Raw genomic sequence first — 21,804 nt, 5'->3', positions numbered from 1 at the left:
AGAGGGAATTTTTTAGGTGTGAAAGGAAAAACACGAACGTTCCGATAAAATAAATAAAAAATGTTCGATTTATGTCTTGCTATCTTTGTTTTTTTTTAGTAAATTAATAGACAAATAGGAATAAAAACGAAATATATCACAGGGGGAACATCATGAAAAAACTACTTTCACTTATTGTACTAGCTTTAGTCCTGCTTGTTGCTGGATGTGGAGCTGAAGAGTCAGCGGGGAAAAATGAATCGTCAACTAAAGAGGGGAAGAAGAAAATTGCCCTTGTGTTGCCAGAGAAAATAGGGGTAAACCCATTCTTCCAGCAAATGGATGATGGTGCGAAACAAGCAGCTGAAGAATTTGGAGTAGAATTAAAGACAATCGAATCAACAGATCATTCTGCAATCGAAGAAAACCTTCGCGTAGCAGTCGCAGAAGGATATGATTTAATCATTACTTCATCATTTGAAGCAGAAGATGCATTAAAAAAGGTAGCAGCAGAGAATCCAGATCGTCAGTTTGCGATTATTGATACAGTTGTAGACCTCCCAAACGTTCAAAGTGTTAATTTCCGCGAGCACGAAGCAGCTTACCTACTAGGAGCAGCAGCCGGCCTTTCTACTAAAACAGATAAAGTCGGTATGGTAGTGGCGATGGATATTCCTTTAATGAAAAAATGGACAGTCCCATTTGAACAAGGATTAAAGGAAACCAATCCAGATGCTGAGTTTTTAGTAAACTATGTTGGAAGCTTTTCAGATCCAGCAAAAGCGAAGGAATTAGCGTTGTTACAAGCATCTAAAGGAGCAGATATCGTTGCAGGAGCTTCTGCAGTAGGAGACTTAGGGGTGTTTGAAGCAGCAAAAGAACAAGGATTCTTCACTTTAGGTCAGGACGTTGACCGTACAGAGGTAGATCCAGAGCACATCGTCCTTTCTCAGCTAAAAGGAACAGATGCGGCTGCATATGAAACGGTAAAAGCATTTGCAAACGGTGATTTTAAAACAGGCATTGTCGAGTATGGCTTGAAGGAAAAGGGCGTTGGCTTAACATATGTAACACATGAAAGCAAAACACCTCTTAACAGCTTTGTTGGTCAAGAAGCGATTGACCAAGTAAAAGCACTTCATGAAGAAATTGTTTCTGGAAAAAAAGAAATCAAAAATCCATTGAGCAATTAATCTGAAAAAAGTAAACCGACTGCACATTGTAGTCGGTTTCCATTTTTAAAAGGGGGGAAAACGATGACCTATCGGTTAGAAATGAAGGAAATGACCAAAAAGTACGGTGAGTTCCTCGCTAACGACGAGGTTTCGATACAGCTAAAAAAGGGAGAGGTTTTGGCCATTGTTGGAGAAAACGGTGCCGGCAAGACAACCCTCATGCGGATGCTTTACGGTCTTGAACAGCCGACGAGCGGAGAAATAAAACTGAACGGGAAGACGGTTAAATTTTCGGGACCGCTTGATGCGATTGAAAATGGTATCGGCATGGTGCATCAGCACTTTATGTTATTTTCTGATTTTTCTGTAACAGAAAACATTGTGATTGGTCATGAACCGAAGCGAAATGGTTTTTTTGATCGAAAAGAAGCTGCTGAAAAAGTAAAGGCACTGAGTGAACAGTATAAAATTCATGTGAATCCTTTGAAAAAAGCAGGAGATTGCTCGATAGGAGAACAGCAGCGAATTGAAATATTAAAAGTGTTATATCAGGGTGCAGATATTATTATACTTGACGAACCGACAGCGGTATTAACTCCAATTGAGGTCGAGGAACTTTTAAAAACAATTCAATTTTTAGCAGAACAAGGGAAAAGCATTATCTTAATTACGCATAAGCTTCCTGAAGTGATGAAAGTATCAGGTCAAATTACGGTTTTAAGAAATGGCAAGGTTACGGGAAATGTACTAAAACAAAATACGGATATCGAACAGTTAGCGACGCTGATGGTTGGTCGTGAGCTCCAAAAGCTAACCGACCGAAATCAATTAGAAGGAGAACCACTTCTTGTAATCGACAATCTTAACATTGGTGTTAAAGAGGCGAAACCAATCTTGGACCATCTATCCTTAACCGTAAACCGTGGAGAAATTGTCGGGATTGCCGGAGTATCGGGGAATGGTCAGTCAGAGTTGATTCAGGCGATATCAGGCTTAAGAAAAATAGACAGTGGCAGCATACGCTTAGGGGAGACAATTTTGAATGGCAAATCCGTAGCATATATAAGAAATGCGGGACTTGCTCATATTCCGGAAGACCGTTACCTATGGGGAGCTGCGAAGGAAGCTTCGGTCGAGGAAACAGGATTGATGGGCTATTATCGAAAGAAAAAGTTCAATCAATCTTCCTTTATTCGACTTAATGGATTCCGCAAGCTTGTTAGAGGATGGATAGAACGCTTTGAAATTAAAACAACTTCGTTAGATGAAAAATCAGGAAACCTATCAGGTGGAAATTTGCAGAAATTAATTGTCGCTCGTGAACTAGGATTTGAAACTGATTTTCTCATTGCCGCAGAACCGACCCGTGGTGTAGATATCGGCGCGATGGAATATATTCATGAAGCCATCATTGCAAAAAGAAATAATGGAGACGGAATCCTTCTCGTTTCGTCGGAGTTAACGGAGATACTGACGCTATCAGACCGGATTGCTGTTATGTATGAAGGGAAAATTGTCGATATCCTTGATCGAAATGATGCAACGGAAGAGAGATTAAGTGTACTTATGGCAGGAGGAAACGAGAATGAATCTTCAACGAAAACTACAACAACTGCTTAGATCGTTGGTACAGCCTCTTACGGCCGTGTTGATTGGGCTCCTGACAGGGGCGGTTGCCATTAGTATAGTAGGCGCATCTGTTTTGGAAACCTACAAAGTTATGTGGGACGGCGCATTCGGAAACTTTTACTTTGTTACCGCCACGCTTGCTCGTGCCACACCCATTATATTGATAGGGTTAGGATTGGCGATTGCCTTTCGTGCTGGTGTCTTCAATATGGGAGCAGAAGGACAAATGGTTTTAGGTGCTGTGAGTGCAGCACTTGCCGCTTTATATGTTCCAGGATCTGGAATCATCAAAATGCTGTCTGCATTAGTGGCTGGATTTTTAGCAGGGGGCTTATGGTCGCTCCTAGCAGGATGGATGGAAACGAGATTCAAAGTACAATTATTGATTTCTACGTTACTCTTAAACTATGTAGCGGTTTTATTTGCCGGTTATTTAGTTTCGAGTCCGTTTCAAGACAAAAGTGGATCGGCTGCACTAGCGCAGACTCATATGATTGATCAGGCGGCATGGCTTCCTAAGTTATTCCAAGGTATGAGTGTTCATATGGGATTTGTAATTGCGATTGTTTTAGCGATAATTCTATATATTATTCTGCGATTCACTTCTGCAGGATATGAAGTTAGAATGCTTGGATATAACCCGTTCTTTGCTGAATATGGTGGGATTAATAAAATAAAAGTTCTCCTCTTCAGCATGTTCTTTAGCGGCGGAATCGCAGGTCTAGCTGGGACGGTAGAAGTCCTCGGATCACAATATCGATATGTAGAAGGTTCCTTGACTGTACCAGGCTATGCATGGACAGGGTTAATGGCAGCACTGTTGGCAAACTCTAACCCACTTGGTACTGCGGTTGCCGCAATCATGCTTGCAGCACTTCAAACTGGTGCAATGGGAATGGAACGAAATACCGAGGTTCCGCTTGAAATTGCCAGTGTCATTCAAGGAGTTCTTATCTTATTTGTTACAGCAAAAATCACCATGAATTGGTGGAAAGTAAAGAAGAAAGCGGGTGACATCCATGGAGCTGCTTGATCTCTCCTTTTTTACGTCAGCGATTCGAATGATCAGTCCTATTCTTTTGGCAGCTTTAGGAGGAGCCCTATGTGCTCGCGTTGGAATCTTTAATGTTGGTCTTGAAGGCTTAATTTTAGCAGGTGCATTTTCCGCTATCGTTGGAAATTACTATAGTGGCAGTGTGCTTGTGGCTGTTTTAGTCGGTGCATTAGGATCCGTCCTTGTTTCGTTGTTATTTGGCTTAGCCGCCATTCGTTTGAAAGCAAACCCGATTGTAGCAGGTATTGCTATTAACTTTTTAGTACTAGGTTTGACCACGTTTGGACTTCGCGCCATTTTCGATGTGAAGGGTGCCTTTTATGATAAAAACATGGAAGGACTTCCGAAGCTGGACATCCCGGTGATTGAAGGGATTCCAGTAGTTGGGAAGCTCTTATCCGGGCACTCACCACTTGTTTATATCGCTTTTCTAGCAGGAATTTTGTTGTACATTTTCTTTTACCGCACCGTTACAGGCTTCCGAGTTCTTGCGGTTGGGAAAAATGAAGCAGCTGCCAGAAGCCTCGGTTTAAAGGTTACCGTTTTACAATATGGAGCCATTGTCGCGTGTGGAATACTTTGCGGTTTGGCAGGTGCCCAGCTCTCACTGGGACAGGTAACTATGTTTACAGAGGGGATGACGGCTGGACGTGGCTTCATCGCTCTTGTGGCAATGATGTTAGGTCAATCCCACCCGATAGGTATTGTTGGTTCAAGCTTATTATTTGGGCTAATGGATGCGTTGAGTATTAGACTTCAAGGTTTTTCGATGCCAACCCAATTTACAGCGATGCTGCCTTATATAATCACCATCATTGCGATGTTCTTCCTAAAGGATCGCGGTGCGGACTCTCAGCTTTCAGGACAGCAAAGCTCTAGGTAAGGACAAGGAGGATTGAAACTATGAATAAAGCAGAAAGAATTAAAAAGACGCGAGTTCCGGCAGTTGATCCTAAGCTCGCAAAACGTCTTCCGCCAGGTCAGGCATTAACAGAACGTTTTCCAATTCTTCATGAAGGCGACGTGCCAGTGTATGATATGGAAAATTGGGATTTAAAGGTGTTCGGCGAAGTCGACAAAGAGGCTGTTCTCTCTTATGACCAAATCAAACAAATGCCACAGTCGACCATCAACGTGGACATCCACTGTGTAACGCGCTGGTCTCGTTTTGACAATAGCTTTACCGGTGTTAAATTCAGTGATTTCCTAAAGGAGATAGGAGTGACTCCTAAAAGTAAGTATGTAATGCTGCATGCGGACCATGATTATACAGCCAATATTGCTTTAGAGGATCTGCTTAATGAGGATGTACTTCTAGCACATACTTTTGAAGGAGAGCCTTTAACGGAAAAGCATGGCTGGCCGTTAAGGCTGGTCGTACCGCATCTTTATTTTTGGAAAAGTGTAAAATGGATACGTGGAATTGAGTTTATTAACGAAAACCAGCCGGGATTCTGGGAGCAAAACGGTTTCCATATCAATGGTGATCCGTTTAAAGAGGAAAGATTCTCCGGAGAAGACCTGCCAATACCAGAAGATGAATGGGAGCGAAAAGACTTTGACTAAACAACTGCCAAATTTAAAATTAACATCAGATATATTACCAGAACGCGTTCTAGTATGCGGGGATCCAGGTCGTGCGAAAATGATAGCTGATTTATTGGATAATCCTGTTCAACTAGCACAAAATCGCGAGTACCACACGTACAGCGGAAGCTGGAATGGAAAACAAGTAGCAGTGGTCAGCCACGGTGTTGGAGCACCTGGTGCCGCGGTATGTTTTGAAGAACTAATCATGGGTGGCGTACAATCCATCATTCGAGTAGGAACAGCAGGATCTTATCAAAAAGAGGTTACACCGGGCAGCCTTGTGGTCAGCACCGCGGCGGTGAGCTGTGATGGATTAACGAAACAAATTGTCCCTCCTGGATTCCCAGCAGTGGCAGACCGGAAAGTTGTCGAGGCATTATCCAATGCAGCAGGAAAAAATATTCCTGTAAAAGAAGGGATTACCCTTACACTTGATGCCTTTTATTCAGGGGTTCTCGAATTTCCACATCAGCTTTATAAAAAGGCAGGAGTATTAGCAGTAGACATGGAAAACTCCGCATTATTCGTAATTGCCGCTTTAAAAGGGGTACAAGCAGGAGCGATTCTAGCGATTGATGGTTATGCAGATGCAGAGCTTCGAGACGAATACAATCCACACAATGACTTGGTCTCAAATGCAGTGGAAGCAGAAATGAAAATAGCACTGGATGCGATTACAGCGTTATAAGGGGCGAAGTTAAGAAGTCCACTATTAGACTATTAGTTTTCGGTAATAAAAGTTGAAAAGATAAAAAAAGCCGACTCTCCTTGCGGATTATTGGAAGGAGGAGTCGGCTTTTTTCCTGAATATATGTCTGGGGTTCTATTACAATACCTGTGAGAGGTTAGTAATGATTTTCGGCAGCATTTCATAGAAAAACTCGGCAATAATGTTGATCAGCATGACGCATGCAGGTATGACTAGAATCGCAAAACATACATAAGTAAGTTTCGTCCTTCCATTCGATTGGTCAACCCATTTGGTAATCGTATCAATGAAGTAGACAAGAGTGAGAGCTCCAATAAAGAACATTGCCGAAAATAAAGAAACGCCTAGTGGAGCTTGGGGGCCAAATAATTCGTTGTTGGGATTTGACAAAAACAAAGGTGTGCCATAAATCACTAAACTCAACAAACCAAAATATATGCCCTTTGATACCCAGGTTTTTCCTGATTTTTGAAAAATAACGGTGTAAATAATACTGTTGGCTAATGTTACGGCAATACCAAGGATTACTAATAAAAGAGTACCACTTAGTGTAAACCCACTTGATAGATGGGGGAAGAAAATCGCAATAATTCCCATCACGAGCCGCAATAAAAGACCTATAATAATCCCCGAAAAAACAGCTGCCATAAAACTAATACCTAAATTCCGAGGGAACCTGGCCCAACGATTTGTACTCGTTTCCTTTGCTATCTCATTATTTAGCTGCCCATTCATTATAACGACCCCTTATTTGTTGTTTGTTAAACGTAATATTAAATATATTCAGATATCAACATCTTTACCATTTCCCATTTCAAAAAAATTTAAGGGTGACTGATAAATTTTTTGCACAGTTCTGAAATGCTAGAGATAGTTCCCTAAACAAAGAAATAGTTAACATAATACTATTATGTTAACTTTATTTATTACAGTATGTGAAATATTTATTATGATAAACTCAAATAATAGGAGTTTAGTTTAGAAATGAGGGTAGTATATGAATTCGTCAGGCGTTTGGAAATGAGCGATGTTCCTATTTTATTAGATTGGTATAATAATCAAGAGATACATTTGTTACTTGGACTTCTTTTAGGATGTGTCCTGCTGCTGAACTAGAAGTAGCAGGAGTTAAGAAGATAATACACGACCAAATGAAATGACAAGAAAATATGTTTAAGAAATTGGGGAAGCATATCTACTGTAGAAACACGAATCTAGCTTAAATAGAAGAGGTGAATGAGATGAAAAGAATATTAGATTGTAGAGGATCAGATTTTCGGCAAATGGGTAAAAAGGAATTAAAACAGGCCATTTTGGCAGCAGAAGGAAGAACGATTATTGCTGAAACAGTAGTGACATCTCAACCGTTGCTTCCAGAGGTATCAAACCCAGAAGTGATGAAGGCATTCGGAGCAGACATGATATTACTGAACATGTTTGATGTGATGAATCCTAGGGTACAAGGGGTGGAATCATACAGCAGATTTCAACCAAATGCTTCAGAAAGTGAAGCAGATGAAAAAATTATTAAAATAATAAAAGAACTAACTGGTCTGCCAGTCGGCATCAATCTTGAACCTGTTGATCCGCATGCTAATGCTTTAGAAAAATTGCATTCATTGCCGGAAGGGCGTACAGCTACCGAAAATTCGCTGGCGATGGCAAAGCATTTAGGATGTGACTTTATTTGTTTAACTGGTAACCCAAAATCGGGGGTTACGAATGAGAAAATTGAACAGGCAATTACATTGGCGAATAAACATTTTGGAGGACTAATCATAGCGGGTAAAATGCATAATGCTGGAACGGAAGGAAGCGTATTTGATTATGAGGCGGTGTCACGTTTTGCAGAGGCAGGCGCTGATGTCATACTTTTTCCTGCACCAGGAACAGTACCTGGAGTTCGTGAAGAAGCTCTTGCTAAAGCAATTGAAATCGTTAAAAATAAAGGGGCATTAACCCTTGCTGCAATTGGAACAAGCCAAGAAGGAGCCGATGAAGAAACAATACGGGCAATCGCTTTAAGCTCTAAAAGAGCAGGAGTCGATATTTTTCATATAGGGGATGCTGGGTATTCTGGTATGGCATTACCGGAAAATATTCAGACACTTTCGATTACTGTCAGGGGTAAAAGACATACATATATAAGAATGGCCGCATCTGCCTTAAGATAAAAGCATCCTTATTTTCCCTCCATTTGGCGTTCATCACGATCAGGGGCTTTTGTTTATTTTCTAAAATTATGAAAATCCTAAAACATGCAAGTTTTTATTCATCTCTTGCATGTTTTAGGATTTTTGATATTGAATAACAGATACGTTCTGTCTACTTTATTGGAAACTTATCAAAAAGGTGACTGCTACTTTTTTTACATTTGAATCGGCTGATCTGTTGATTCTGACATTCTTTGTTTCTTTGATTTTTTAAAATACAATAATTCATACACACATGGGATGACGATCAACGTCAAGAGTGTAGCGAGAGCCAGCCCACCAATTACGACAACCGCCAAGCTTTGTGAAACCAAGCTTCCGCTCTGAGATGCTTTAAACAAGAGTGGAATCATCGCAGAAATCGTTGCGATTGCGGTCATCATAATCGGCCGCATCCTGGTAGCAGTCGCTTCAACAATCGCTTCGCGAATCGTCATCTTTTCTTCATTTTGTCTAACCCGGTCAATCAGAACAATCGCATTTGTTACAACAATACCAATAAGCATAAGCGCTCCAAGTAGTGCAGTGATATCAACTGAAATCCGGCTGATTAAGATTCCTAATATCGCACCGATGGCCGCAAGCGGGAGGGAGGTTAAAATCGCGATTGGCGCTTTAATCGACTTAAACGTAATAACCATAATCAAGAACACAATTCCGATTGAAATAAGCATCGTTAAGAAAAGATCGGTAAAATCCTCCATTTGCTGGGCACTTGCTCCTCCAACGAGAACTTCGACATCATCTGGAAGCTCCATTCCTTTATTGCCTTTTTGATCTCCGAATAATTCTAGGTTAATCATAGTCGAGATTTCAGAGAGCTTAGCAGGATCAACGGTTGCTGTGACCTGTAGATACGTTTCCCCATCCTTATGGAATTGGTTTGTTGAAGTTTCAGCCTTTTGTAATGTGGCTATCTCGGAAACCGGAACCATTCCGCTTTCTGTCATAATCGGAATATTGTTTAAATCATCCTGTGTTTCTGTGTTAAGTAAAGGTTCAAGAACAACGGTCGTTTGTTTTTCATTTACCGTGATCGTTCCAAGTGGTGTTTGATTTAACATGACACCAAGCTGCTGGGCAATTTGCTGTGTATTCCCTTTTGCAGGATCTACGACTAAAGAGTAGACGGTTTTCTTTTCCTCTTGATTCGTTGTTACTTTTTCAACCCCATCAATATCCGATACTATATCTTTAATACTGTTTGCAGTTTTTTCCAGTTGATTGACATCCTCACCAATAACATCGATGGTAATATTGGTTGCCGATCCACCCATCATAAATGAAGCCGTGGCGACTTCTAATACCGCATCCTTATAGTCGTCCTTTTTATTTTCAATTTCTTTTAAAACCTTATCTGTATCATCTTTATCTTTTAAAAGTATACTTATGACCGCTTCGGTTGGAGAACCGATTTGGCCAAATTGAGCGAAATCAGCCGATGAACCAACTTGGTTAAAAATATATTCAACCTCATCCATTTCAGCTATCGAATTTTCAAGCTCAATTGCCTCTTCTTTGACCGTTTCAAAAGGCGTATCATTTGGGTATTTCAAGGTGGCTGAAACAAAGTCAGCAGAAGAATTGTCAACTGCACCCTTTGGTACGACAAAGTAAGCACCTATTGATCCGGCAAACAAAAGGAAGGAAATCGTAAAAACAATCCATTTATGATTTAAAGACCATTTAACTGCTTTTGGAAAGCGAACGGCAGGTTTATGATCAGGAAGCTTTGTATTTTTTAACAACCCCGCACTCATCAACGGAACTACTGTCAATGCCACAAGAAGGGAAGCGAGCAATGAATAGGTAACGGTTAAAGCGAAAGGTAAAAGGAATTCTTGAAGTCCTCCATTTAATAAACTCATTGGAAGGAAAACCGCGACCGTTGTTAGCGTGGAGGCCGTAATCGCAACACCAACTTGTTTCGTTGCATCAATTACCATTTGAACTGAAAATTTCTCTGTTTGCATTTTGCGGTAAATATTTTCAATAACAACAATACTGTCGTCAACAAGCCGCCCAACGGCAACCGCAACCCCGCCGAGTGTTAAAATATTTAACGTTACCCCGGAACGTGACAGTAAGAACAAGGTAAAACAAAGTGATAGCGGGATGGAAACGATCGTAATAAACGTTGTTCTAATATTACGTAAAAAGATCATAATGACAATCGTAGCAAATAAAGCACCCAGAAGGACTTCTTTCATCATCGTTTGAACCGATGTTTCAACCATATCAGCAGAGGCAACATAGATTGTAGATTCTTGTGTATCGTATTTTTTGTTAATTTCCTTTGTTACTTTTTCGATTTCTTTACTAATCGTCACAGCATTTGAATTACTGTCCTTCGTAATACTGATGCTTAATGCTTCGCTCCCGTCGAAACGGTTAAGAAAATTGGATTGTTTTGTTTCCTCAATTGATGAGATATCATCAAGGGTTACGTTTGGTGCAACTGGTAGGCTTTTAAGTTTTTCGAGACTTGATAGGTCGCCAATCACCTTAATATTGCTTGTTTTTCCGTCAATATTCTTTTCGCCAATTGCAAGAGCAGTGTTTTGACCTTGAAGAATTCCCAGCACAGTTTGTAGGGATACCTGGTTTTCGGCTAACTTTTGATTGTCAATTTTTATTGAGATAACAGGATCAACCAAGCCATATGTTTGAACTTGGGAAACACCGTCAATTTCTTTGTATAATGGTTCAATTTTTTCTTTTACAAATGCCAGGTTTTCGGTTGTGAGACCATCTTTAAAGGTAACAGCGATGTTAGAGATGGGAATCATGGAAGTATTTAGCTGCGAAACGATTGGCTTTGATATGTAAGCTGGAAATGCCACATTCGATAAAGCCTCTTGAACATCTAATTTTGCCTGTTTCATGTCGGAGCCAGCTTCAAAAAATAAATCCACTTTGGAAAAGCCGTCTCCTGTTGTGGAATAAATCGATTTCTTTCCTTTTATTCCGGTAACCGCTCGCTCGATAGGAGAAGTGACATCACCTTCCATTGATTTTGAATCGGTTCCTTGCCCCATTGTAATAATTGTTATTTGCGGATTGTCTGCTGATGGCAAGAACTCCATGGGTAATCTAAAATAACTAACAACTCCAATGATTAATACTAATATTGTCATCAATGATACAGCGGCTTTGTTCCGAAAAGCCCATTTCGTGAAAACTGACACAGAAACATCTCCCCTTTGCAATAGATATAAAGTCCAAGTAGAATCGTAACATAATTCTGAAATTTTTGCCCAATATTTACCATTAAATATCAAGGGATTTACAATCTCTTAATAAAATTCGATAATGAATTTGATCAACACCGCCTTTTTAAAAAATTTTTGTAGTGTTTTTTGACTACCTAAATATCCCATATTTGACTTGTTTTGAGGAGACTGAATTTTTTCTACGACTTAAGTCTTAGCGGTAACTATGTGGCAGGATAATGGAACCATGTTCAAGAATTATATTAAGATGGGCATGTTGGGTAAGATGATAGAGGAAGGAAGTGCAAAACGATGGATTTCGAAATGGTTATGCAGGAATTGGAGGCGCTCGGCAAGGAACGAATGAAAAAGATGTACATAGGCAATGGTGCACACGAGCCGCTTTTTGGCGTGGCTACAGGAGCAATGAAGCCGATCGCAAAGAAAATCAAGAAAAATCAGCCTTTAGCCGAGCAGCTTTACGCCACCGGGAACTATGATGCCATGTATTTTGCCGGCATCATTGCGGATCCAATGATAATGACGGAGGCAGATTTTGAGCGTTGGATGGACGGTGCCTATTTTTATATGCTGTCCGATTACGTGGTCGCTGTGACTTTGTCAGAAGCTGATATTGCACAAGATGTTGCCGATAAATGGATCGCAAGCGGTGAAGAACTTAGAATGTCAGCAGGCTGGAGCTGTTATTGCTGGCTTTTGGGGAATCGCCCGGACACTGAATTTAGTTCAAGCAAATTGGCGATTATGCTTGAACAGGTGAAAAATACGATTCACGATTCTCCTGAGCGAACAAAATCCGCAATGAATAATTTTCTCTACACAGTCGGGATATCATATTTACCGCTCCATGAAATGGCGATTGAAACCGCAGAGGCGGTAGGCCCAGTCGAAGTCAAGCGGGACAAGAAAAAAAGCAGTATTCTGGTTGCCTCCGAAAATATTCAAAAGGAAATGGATAGAGGGAAGCTTGGATTCAAACGCAAATATGTAAGGTGTTAGCATAGTTTGTAGTTCAAATAGTCTGATACATTTTAATCCTACTGACTGGAGCGACCCGGATTTTCTTAAAACAAATAGTCTACACTAGTTAAATAAAATCATAAAAAAAATGAGTCATGCAGACATTATTGCATGACCCATTACTTTTTAATACCTTTTTTTGAGTTAATGACGGGAGTAACTAGTTCAATTATTAAAGGATCACTCTAGTACTGCATGAATGCAAAGAATAAGATTTGAAAATATTATCTATTGTATTGAATTCGCTACCATGTTATTATAAAAATAAATTGTGAACAAATTGTGACATATAACTTTTATCTTAAAATATGAGACTCTTTTAATACGAAACAGCGAACCTGTTTATCGGTTAAGAGAGATTAATCTAATATTATGGGTTACATAATTATAACTGTTGGTACTTAACAGCGTCCCTGTTTAAGGCAAACCGTTGTAAGGATTCTTTTTGGATTCCGTCTTTTTTGGAATCGATGAAATGAATCTTTATGACGGTTTTTTATTTTTGTTCACGAATCTGTTTAATCAAAATGGTTTCAATAGGGAGAGATCTTAATGAAAAAGAGAAAAAACCGGTGGCTAATTGCCTTGTCTGCGGTCGGAATTCACATTTCAATTGGTTCCGTCTATGCATGGAGTAATTTTACAGCCCCGCTAAAAGATCTATTTGGCTGGACTGATTCAGAAGTGGCCCTAACATTTAGTATTGCAATTTTATTTTTAGGCTTGTCCGCAGCTTTCATGGGGCACTTTGTTGAGAAACATGGTCCAAGAAAATCGGGGTTAGTTGCAGCAGCATTCTTTGGTATAGGCATCATAGGTTCTGGTTTTGCAGTTAACTTAGGTTCAAAATCGTTGTTATATCTTTTCTATGGAGCACTTGGCGGTATTGGCTTAGGGGTAGGCTATATTTCTCCCGTATCAACGCTGGTAAAATGGTTCCCGGATAGACGTGGATTTGCTACTGGACTCGCGATTATGGGGTTTGGATTCGCAGCTGCAATCAGCAGCCCAATTATGAACTCGCTGATTGCTTCAGTAGGTGTTGCGAATACATTTTATATCTTAGGAAGCTCTTATTTTGTCATTATGACACTTTCTTCTCTTTATCTTGAGAAGCCTGAGGAAGGGTGGATGCCAGAAGGCTTTAAGGAAAAAATTCAAAGTGGAAAAGCGAAGCCAAAGATCGATTTAGCACAGCTTATGGCCAATGAGGCTGTAAAAACAAGACGTTTCTGGTACTTGTGGATGATGTTATTCATAAACATTACTTGCGGTATCGCAATTTTAGCCGTTGCTAAACCGCTTGCGATGGAAAGCATCGGAATTGATATGGCCGCTGCAGCAGCCCTTGTTGGAGCAATTGGAATATTTAACGGTCTAGGTCGAATTGGCTGGGCAAGTCTTTCTGATATTATAGGCAGACCTACTACCTACACGGCATTCTTTGTCCTACAGATGGTCATCTTCTTTTTCCTTCCTGATGTATCGATTAAATGGTTGTTTATGGGGATGTTAATTGTCGTTTACACCTGTTATGGCGGTGGCTTTTCATCCATACCGGCATTTATTGGAGACATTTTTGGGACGAAGCAGCTGGGAGCCATTCATGGTTACATCTTAACTGCATGGGCAGCAGCAGGACTCGTTGGTCCCTTATTTACTGCATGGATTAAGGATACAACAGGAAGCTACTCAGGCAGCTTAACATTTTTTTCAGGATTATTCGTGGTCGCCTTTATCATCTCAATGCTCATTCGACTAGATATTAAGAAATTGAAAGAACAACAAGCTGTTCACTCATCATTTAATAATCAAGCAAGTTAGTAATCTGGCTGATTATATTGTATACTTATCCAATGAAAACAACATTGACACAGTGAATATAAGAAGTAAAAGTAAGTGAAATGAGATGAATTAAAGTGAATAAATATGAAGCAGAATTTAGTAATATTGTTCGCGCATATCGAAAACGTCATATGGGAAAAGGTCCAAGTCAAGTGAGAACAACCTTTTGTAAATGCTGGGCGATTTGTGAATTAGAAGGAAACTTATCACCGATTGAAAAATTTATTGCGACTGCAGATGATGGAAAACAAATGCTCCGTGCTGCACGTACGGAAATGGTCAAAGATATTTATAAGAAAAACCATCCTATAGAAATGGAGGAACTGCTGGGTGCAAGCTTCCTCTATGTATTTGTCGATATTGATATTGAAGATGACAGAGGGATGTCCATATTCGTTTTTGATCAAGATATTGAAAAAAAGTTTAAAGAATTGTAACGATTACTTCTACCCAACTATATCTTGTTGGCACTTGACAGCGAACCTGTTAAAGACTAACCACCTCGGAGAATTCACCTCAGTATTAGATGCTCTCCTTGGTGGTTTTTTAATTGGTTTTTTTAGAACTGGGAACGATAGAGGAGGAAATAGAAATGGGAAAAACATTACATCCGGGACCACAAAAAAAAGCAAAATTACCGGCTCCTGAACATTGGGTAAGTCCAATCCCGTTTGGACTAGGAAAAATAAAGCCAAAACATATTCGTGATACCATGAAAATCGCTTGGGATAATCGAGATAATATAGGTTATGCGACAAACATTATAACTAAAGGTGTTTGTGACGGGTGCGCACTTGGTGTATCTGGTTTATATGATCAGACATTGGAAGGACCACATGTTTGTACGACACGTATGAATGTACTTAGGCTAAATACAATGCCTGCAATTAATCCAGAAATTCTTCATGCTGATATTGATGAATTAAGAAAATATGATAGTACTGAGCTCCGAAAGCTTGGTCGAATTCCTTATCCCATGATCCGCAGAAAAGGAGAACGAAAATTTTCTCGGATTGAATGGGATGAGGCTATGGATTTAATAGCTAATAAAATGAAAAAGTTGAACCCAAAGCAATATTCGTTTTATCTAACTGCTCGTGGAATTACCAATGAGAGTTATTATGTTGCAGCAAAAGTAGCCCGTTTTCTTGGAACAAATCACATTGATAACGCTTCCCGAATTTGTCACGCTCCAAGTAAGACTGCTTTAAAACGGTCGATTGGAGTAGGGGCTTCCACATCCAATTATTTGGATTGGATCGGAACCGATGTCTTATTGTTTTGGGGGAGTGTAGCTTCAAACTCTTCACCTGTATCATCAAAATACATGCTTGAAGCGAAGAAAAAAGGAACCAAAATCATCGTTGTCAACCCATACCGTGAGCCGGCAATGGATAAATATTGGATTCCCTCAAATCCTGAGTCTGCATTATTCGGAACTAAAATTGCCGATGATTTCTACCAGGTCAATATCGGAGGAGATATTGCCTTTATGCATGGAATAATGAAGCATTGGTTTACCATGGAAGAAAAAGCATATGGCTCAGCAATAAACCATGAGTATGTAAAAGAACATGTGAACGGCTATGAAGAACTAAAGAGCGCAGTCCAGGAGCAATCTTGGGAAGAAATTATTGAATCTTCAGGTGTTTCAAAAGAACGGATTATTGAATTAGCTGAAGTTTTAGCAAACAGTAAAAATGCTGTGTATGCATGGGCGCTTGGACTAACGATGCACTCCTTTGCAACGGATAATATCTCACAAGTGGCAAATCTGGCACTGTTACGTGGACACTTAGGGAGAAAACACGCTGGTCTCATGCCATTCCGTGGACACTCCAGTGTTCAGGGAAGCGGTGAAATGGGAGCAGATCCATTCGTGCTGCCTGGCGGCGGCTGGGATGCGAAGACAGTGGGAAGAATGGAAAAACTATGGGCCTTTGAGCTTCCAAAATGGCAGGGAGATATTGTTGGTGTGACCTTGGAAAATATCGTACTTCCAGAAAACCATGAACGGAAAATGAAGCTATACTACTTATCTGGAGGAAACTTTTTAGAAACGATGCCAGATCCAGATTTCATTGAATATGCCTTATCTGAGCTCGAAATTCGTGTGCATCAAGATATTATACTAAATACCTCCACATTAGTTGATGCAAAAGAAGCGGTTATCATACTGCCCGCAAAAACTCGTTATGAGCAAGAGGACGGCGGGACGAGCACGTCCACAGAACGGATGGTTTACTTTTCACCTGAAATTTCAGGTAACAAAAATAAAATTGAAGAAGCCCGTGCTGAATGGAAGATATACATTGACCTTGCTAAGCGTGTAAAACCAGAAACAGCACACTTGGTTGATTTTGCCGATGGATTTGCGATTCGAGAGGAGATTGCGAAAGCAAATCCGGATTATGAAGGCATCCAGCACTTGAAAAAGCAAGGGGACGTATTCCAGTGGGGTGGAGCTTGGCTATGTGAAGATGGGATTTGTCCAACACCAGATGGCAGAGCAACCTTAATTCCAGTTGAAATTCCAGATTTAAATAAAAAGCCAGAACAGTTTATCATTACCTCCCGTCGAGGAAAACAGTTTAATTCGATGGTGTATAAAGAAGTTGACCCATTAAACGGTGCAGGACGATATGACGTATTAATGAGTCCTGTTGATGGTCAAAAATTAAGCATCGCTGAGGGTGAAGGTATAGTTGTATACAACGGTTTTGGTGTCTTCCAAGGTACTGCGAAGTTCGTTGATATTGCACCTGGGAATTTAGAAGTACACTTCCCAGAAGGTAACTTCTTGCTGCCGCGGGGCAGATACGAGAAGTTTGCAGGAATCCCAGATTACAACATTACAGTAAATGTTGAAAAAGCCGAGCGGTATAACGCTCGTAAAGACACTCAATATCAAGAAAAGCCAATTGAAGACCTTGAAACAGAAGTTAGTTAATAGAAAAAAACAGGAAAGAGGCGACATCATTGTTAAAGGAGATAACAACTTCTCAAAACATTGTCAGGTATAATGGACAGAGCTTTTACGAGGAAGAGGATGACATTGCCGTTGAATCTGCCTTAACGATTATTTTAGATGGTAGCGAGTTTGCCACCATGGTTTGTACTCCTTCTGAACTGAAAGAATTGGTTGTCGGTTTCCTAGCTTCTGAGGGTGTTATTCGCTTTTATCAAGACATCGAATCACTTCACATCGATGAAGAAAAGGGATTCGCCTATGTTGAACTTGTGAATAAACACTGTATTCAAAAGGATTTCCACTCAAAGCGATTTATTGGCTCTTGCTGCGGAAAAGGACGACAATTTTACTTTCATAATGACATGAAGACCGCAAAGACGGTGATGACGAAATTGACTATTACGCCGGAACAATGCCGCGAGCTGATGAAGAAGATGCAGGAAAGCTCCTCACATTTCCAGCAAACAGGGGGTGTGCATAATGCTGCATTATGCACAAGGGAAGGAATCGTTGTATCTCGAACCGATATCGGTCGCCATAATGCCCTAGATAAACTATTTGGTTATTGTATTATCAATCGAATTCCGTTAAAGGATAAAATTATTGCTTTCAGTGGCCGAATTTCTTCCGAGGTGTTACTAAAAGCTGCTAAGATTGGTGTCGGAATTATCCTCTCAAAATCTGCTCCTACCAACCTAGCCTTAGATTTAGCAGAGGAACTTGGAATAACGGCAGTAGGTTTTATACGGGGGAACGGATTTAATGTATACACCCATCAGCAACGGATACAAGGAATTGAATATGATCGTTCATCTTCGGTGTTATAAGTAGATATCCAAATTACACGGAATATCATCGAAGAGAGACGGCTTATCGGTGCAATAACAATGATTGAATAGTTACTTACCTACTAGTAATAACATTTGTACTGATATAATTTATTTACAAAATAATAAAGAACAAGCTCCAAACTCAGAAAAATAGGTTTGGAGCTTTTTTTCTCATCGTCAAACATTTGAATAGGGATACTCATGTATGACAAATCCATCCGCCGGTGAAGGTCGTCGTGAAAAAGCGGCTAACTTTTTTAAAACCTGCTTCCATTAATAGCGCTTTTATTTGTTCCTCAGGCAAAAATGAAAGCTGCAATACGCCACCGTTTACCATTTCCTCTACATCTGAATGAGGAAGACCAGAATCCAGCCAAAAACTTTTCCAAAGATTTAACGATTCCTGAAACTCAGTGTCATTTGGTTCACCGTAGTTGGTTACGATAACAAAAGGGGAATGGGGTTTCAGACGACTAGAAATATGTTTAAGTAAATTCAATTTATCTTTATCATCATGTAAAAAGTGCAAGACCAGAATACAAGTCGCAGCGTCAAAATTCATTTCCTGTGGAAGATCACTCACATTTCCTTGAACCAATTGCACTCTTTGTTGTAAATCTAATTGACGCACTTTATGCTCGGCGACATTTAGCATCGCTTCCGAAGGGTCAACACCCGTAAATGTCCAATTTAAGTTAGCCGGTCCCCATGTTGACAGTTCTTTTCCACCACCTGCTCCTACAACAAGAATGGCTGCATCCTCACTTAAATTAACTCGGAAATAAGCTTGGATCATAGTAAATAACTGTTCATAAGTAGGCAAAGATTGGCGAATCCCTGCCTCATACTGGGCTGCTAATTTTTCATCAAACTTGAATTCTTGTGCCATTTCCTAACCACCTTTAAATATCTATTATTAACTATTTTACCATTTAAAGATCGATTTTAACTTTAATACTTAAGAATAATAAGATAGAAAATAACTATAATGGAGCTATTTTTTCAATATATTACATTTGCCGTTACATATTTTGACATTATTGAATTAAATAAATTAGGACATGCTACATGTCCATTAAAGATGTTTGCCATGGTGGGTGATTAATCTAAGCGAGCGCTAATTAATAACAAAATGACTAAACCTAGGTTAAATGTTTTTACATTTCTTACAGAAAGGAGGGGGAAATATGGAAATTAAACAATTGGATAAATGGGTTAATGACATTCAAGTTAATTCTACAGCTCATGCTGATGTTGAAGTAGTCAATCATTCACCGTTGATAATGATTGGTAAAGGGCGTCAGGGGGCAGTTTTTCAAGTTAATGATGACATTTGTATGAAGGTATTCAGTAATTCCGAGGAATGTGACCGAGAATACTATGCACTATCCCTTGGACAAAAAACGAATCTTTTCCCTCGCATTTACAGGAAAGGGTCGGACTTCATTGCAATGGAACTAGTTAAGGGCGTTGATTTGCGGGAATACTTGCAATTCCAACCACTAACTCCAGAACTGTCTGCTAGATTGATAAATATGCTAATCATGTTTAAAGAAATTGGCTTTCAAAGAATTGACCTTCATAAAAGACAAATCTTTCTTCAGCTTGATGGGAACATAAAAGTAATGGATGTGGCGGGGATGGTTTGGCGTGACCGTGAATATCCTTATCCACGTAAATTATTAACTTCCTTGGGGGAAGAAAATAAGGCATTGTTTTTAACACATGTTCTAGAAATGGCACCACATGTTTACGAGGAATGGCTGTACTACATCCAGATGGAGGAACTATCCAGGCAAATTACAGAAGTACTTCTTTCACAAGAACCAGATAAGGAAACCTTGAAGAACTTAAGCAATAGTTTGTTGACAACAGATGATGAGAAAAATTATGTAGTTCTGCTTCAAGGTCTAGTTCACAAGGTTTACAAAGAGGAATGGATAAAATTGATGCTCGCGCGTGGAGATGACCCGGAAAAGGTTATGGAAAAGATTGATGAATATTGGGATAAACGTGAACAACTTGTAAATCAGGCTCAGGAAAACCATCGCGATGAAGATAAATACCACCATGATGATCATAAAAAACGCCGTAACATTAGGCATTCCGAGGATGAACGACAGCATGATTCTGAAAAACATCGTTATCGCGAACGACGCTTTGTTGGTGAGAAATGGAGAGAAATTGGCGAACGACGCTTTGTTGGGGAGAATTGGAGAGAAATCAAGTGATTGTTGAGTAAATATCATAGGTGTGATCCTGTTTCGATAGCCTTTGATCTTTCACAATCGGGGGCGCTTATTAATTTAGCCGCCCTTATTTATTTGGAATATAGATAGGTAATATCATTGTACAAGATTTAATAATTTGAAATAATTAGTATTAAGTAAAAGGGTAAGTTAGGGTTATTAAGAAATTGTACTAGATTGGTTGTAAGGTAAACAGTCCTAAAGGTAGTTGTTGTTAAGGAAAATGGTACAAAGTTTATTAATCAAATATTGTTGGAGGGCTTTATGAGTTATTGTGATAATATTAGAAAAATGATTGGGAATTCTCCATTAATAATTGTAAGACCAAGTGTTTAGTCACATTTATTTTTGAAACATTTTTAAGATAGAAAGGAGACTTGTTTTCACTACAAAATGATGGACAATGAAAAAATTGCGAATATATTTAAGGCATTGGCTCATCCTATGAGAATCCAAATATTAGATTTAATAAAAGATCATCCGATGAGCACAGGAGAATTAAGCGAACAGTTTCAAGTTACCCGATTTGCCGTAATGAAACATATTGATGTATTAGAAGAGACTGGACTGCTAATTCCTCGAAAAGTAGGACGAAGCCGTTTGAATTACCTTAATGCTGTACCATTGCAGCAACTGTATCAGCGATGGGTTAACAGCTATGCCAGTCAAGCATCGACATCATTAATTAATTTAAAGGAAATGTTAGAGGAAGAAGAACGGAGTAAAGCTATGACTGAAAAAGAACAAAAGCTCGGAGTGACCTCGTTTCAAATTGAACAAGAAATTACTATTGGAGCTCCACGTGAACGTGTATACGATGCATTAACTCAAAGGATTGGAGAATGGTGGGCATATCGATTGGGAGAGGACAAAAATTCTCCACTTTTACTAGAACCGAAAATTGGAGGAGCATTTTATGAGGATTTTGGAAATGGACAAGGTGCTCTCTGGGGTACAGTAACGTATCTAAAAAAACCAGAAGAAATCCGGTTACAAGGTCTACTCGGAATGCATGGAGCAGTCAATAGCAGTTATAAATATGTCTTAGAAGAGAAGGGATCCTCAACCTTGTTAAAGCTTTCTCATCATGCGGTTGGTCTTATCGAACATGGATGGGAAGAAGGTCATCGTAAAGGGTGGGGAGAGCTGCTGGGAGTGTTTTTAAAGGAATTTGTAGAAACTGGTAAACGCCCAGGAGAATAAAAGTGGGAAGAGTGGGATGAAAGGAAATGTCTGCTGAAGAAAGGTACCATCAAATTGCTGAGCATTTGAAAGTGACCGAAAACGTTACGAGAGGTTCAATGTTT

18 protein-coding genes are annotated in these 21,804 nt (G+C 39.7%); 15 read left to right on the top strand and 3 right to left on the bottom strand.

Annotated features, from left to right (window positions below; genetic code table 11):
- The first annotated feature begins 152 nt into the window (after positions 1-152).
- The 6 genes from TR08_RS04715 to TR08_RS04690 all read left to right on the top strand — a co-directional run bounded on the left by TR08_RS04715 (position 153) and on the right by TR08_RS04690 (position 6,115).
- Complete coding sequence (locus TR08_RS04715; RefSeq protein WP_045516161.1) at positions 153-1,172, top strand: BMP family protein; 1,020 nt, start codon at positions 153-155, stop codon at positions 1,170-1,172.
- 63 nt (positions 1,173-1,235) lie between these two features.
- Positions 1,236-2,774 carry an ABC transporter ATP-binding protein gene (locus tag TR08_RS04710; RefSeq protein ID WP_045516160.1) on the top strand — a complete coding sequence of 513 codons (1,539 nt, stop codon included), beginning with the start codon at positions 1,236-1,238 and terminating at the stop codon, positions 2,772-2,774.
- Positions 2,740-3,816, top strand: a complete 1,077-nt coding sequence (locus tag TR08_RS04705) for an ABC transporter permease (protein WP_045516159.1) — start codon at positions 2,740-2,742, stop codon at positions 3,814-3,816. Before TR08_RS04710 ends, TR08_RS04705 begins: the two co-directional genes overlap by 35 nt.
- Positions 3,803-4,720 carry an ABC transporter permease gene (locus tag TR08_RS04700; RefSeq protein WP_045516157.1) on the top strand — a complete coding sequence of 306 codons (918 nt, stop codon included), beginning with the start codon at positions 3,803-3,805 and terminating at the stop codon, positions 4,718-4,720. Before TR08_RS04705 ends, TR08_RS04700 begins: the two co-directional genes overlap by 14 nt.
- A gap of 20 nt (positions 4,721-4,740) precedes the next feature.
- The gene (locus tag TR08_RS04695) at positions 4,741-5,403 is read left to right on the top strand and encodes a sulfite oxidase-like oxidoreductase (RefSeq protein ID WP_045516155.1); all 663 of its coding nucleotides are present in this window, start codon (positions 4,741-4,743) and stop codon (positions 5,401-5,403) included.
- On the top strand, positions 5,375-6,115 hold the full coding sequence (locus TR08_RS04690; RefSeq protein WP_045516153.1) for a nucleoside phosphorylase: 741 nt from the start codon (positions 5,375-5,377) through the stop codon (positions 6,113-6,115). The genes TR08_RS04695 and TR08_RS04690 overlap by 29 nt, the downstream gene beginning before the upstream one ends.
- Before the next feature lie 138 nt (positions 6,116-6,253).
- Here the strand turns inward: TR08_RS04690 and TR08_RS04685 are convergent, their stop codons facing one another.
- Positions 6,254-6,871 (bottom strand): hypothetical protein, encoded by a 618-nt coding sequence (locus TR08_RS04685; protein ID WP_045516151.1) that lies wholly within the window; start codon positions 6,869-6,871, stop codon positions 6,254-6,256.
- Positions 6,872-7,120: 249 nt separating this feature from the next.
- Between TR08_RS04685 and TR08_RS33540 the strand changes: the two genes are divergently transcribed.
- Both TR08_RS33540 and TR08_RS04680 read left to right on the top strand, forming a co-directional pair.
- Positions 7,121-7,252 carry a hypothetical protein gene (locus TR08_RS33540; protein WP_274520992.1) on the top strand — a complete coding sequence of 44 codons (132 nt, stop codon included), beginning with the start codon at positions 7,121-7,123 and terminating at the stop codon, positions 7,250-7,252.
- A gap of 125 nt (positions 7,253-7,377) precedes the next feature.
- The gene (locus TR08_RS04680; RefSeq protein WP_045516149.1) at positions 7,378-8,310 is read left to right on the top strand and encodes a DUF7916 family protein; all 933 of its coding nucleotides are present in this window, start codon (positions 7,378-7,380) and stop codon (positions 8,308-8,310) included.
- A 194-nt stretch (positions 8,311-8,504) separates the two neighbouring features.
- Here TR08_RS04680 and TR08_RS04675 read toward each other — a convergent pair whose 3' ends face one another.
- Positions 8,505-11,537 (bottom strand): efflux RND transporter permease subunit, encoded by a 3,033-nt coding sequence (locus tag TR08_RS04675; RefSeq protein ID WP_045516147.1) that lies wholly within the window; start codon positions 11,535-11,537, stop codon positions 8,505-8,507.
- A 336-nt stretch (positions 11,538-11,873) separates the two neighbouring features.
- Here TR08_RS04675 and TR08_RS04670 point away from each other — a divergent pair, with 336 nt between their 5' ends.
- From TR08_RS04670 to fdhD, 5 genes are all read left to right on the top strand, one after another.
- Entirely contained in the window at positions 11,874-12,581 is a 708-nt protein-coding gene (locus TR08_RS04670; protein WP_045516146.1) for a DNA alkylation repair protein, read from the top strand.
- A gap of 573 nt (positions 12,582-13,154) precedes the next feature.
- On the top strand, positions 13,155-14,426 hold the full coding sequence (locus tag TR08_RS04665; RefSeq protein WP_045516144.1) for an L-lactate MFS transporter: 1,272 nt from the start codon (positions 13,155-13,157) through the stop codon (positions 14,424-14,426).
- A gap of 95 nt (positions 14,427-14,521) precedes the next feature.
- Complete coding sequence (locus TR08_RS04660; protein WP_045516143.1) at positions 14,522-14,884, top strand: DUF2294 domain-containing protein; 363 nt, start codon at positions 14,522-14,524, stop codon at positions 14,882-14,884.
- A 155-nt stretch (positions 14,885-15,039) separates the two neighbouring features.
- Positions 15,040-17,397 carry an FdhF/YdeP family oxidoreductase gene (locus tag TR08_RS04655; RefSeq protein ID WP_045516141.1) on the top strand — a complete coding sequence of 786 codons (2,358 nt, stop codon included), beginning with the start codon at positions 15,040-15,042 and terminating at the stop codon, positions 17,395-17,397.
- Positions 17,398-17,426: 29 nt separating this feature from the next.
- Complete coding sequence (gene fdhD, locus TR08_RS04650) at positions 17,427-18,245, top strand: formate dehydrogenase accessory sulfurtransferase FdhD (protein WP_045516139.1); 819 nt, start codon at positions 17,427-17,429, stop codon at positions 18,243-18,245.
- Positions 18,246-18,447: 202 nt separating this feature from the next.
- On the opposite strand, the gene TR08_RS04645 is transcribed toward fdhD, so the two are convergent.
- A complete protein-coding gene (locus TR08_RS04645; protein ID WP_045516137.1) occupies positions 18,448-19,137 on the bottom strand; it encodes a class I SAM-dependent methyltransferase in 690 nt (229 codons plus the stop codon).
- 298 nt (positions 19,138-19,435) lie between these two features.
- Here TR08_RS04645 and TR08_RS04640 point away from each other — a divergent pair, with 298 nt between their 5' ends.
- Positions 19,436-20,479 (top strand): hypothetical protein, encoded by a 1,044-nt coding sequence (locus TR08_RS04640; RefSeq protein WP_045516135.1) that lies wholly within the window; start codon positions 19,436-19,438, stop codon positions 20,477-20,479.
- Positions 20,480-20,941: 462 nt separating this feature from the next.
- Positions 20,942-21,700, top strand: coding sequence for an SRPBCC domain-containing protein (locus tag TR08_RS04635; RefSeq protein ID WP_238579078.1), 759 nt, complete (start codon positions 20,942-20,944; stop codon positions 21,698-21,700).
- Positions 21,701-21,804: the final 104 nt, after the last annotated feature.

Origin of the sequence: Neobacillus niacini (assembly GCF_000759675.1) — a bacterium.
Taxonomy (GTDB): domain Bacteria; phylum Bacillota; class Bacilli; order Bacillales; family Cytobacillaceae; genus Neobacillus; species Neobacillus niacini_A.
This window is presented reverse-complemented; position numbering and strand designations above follow the sequence as displayed.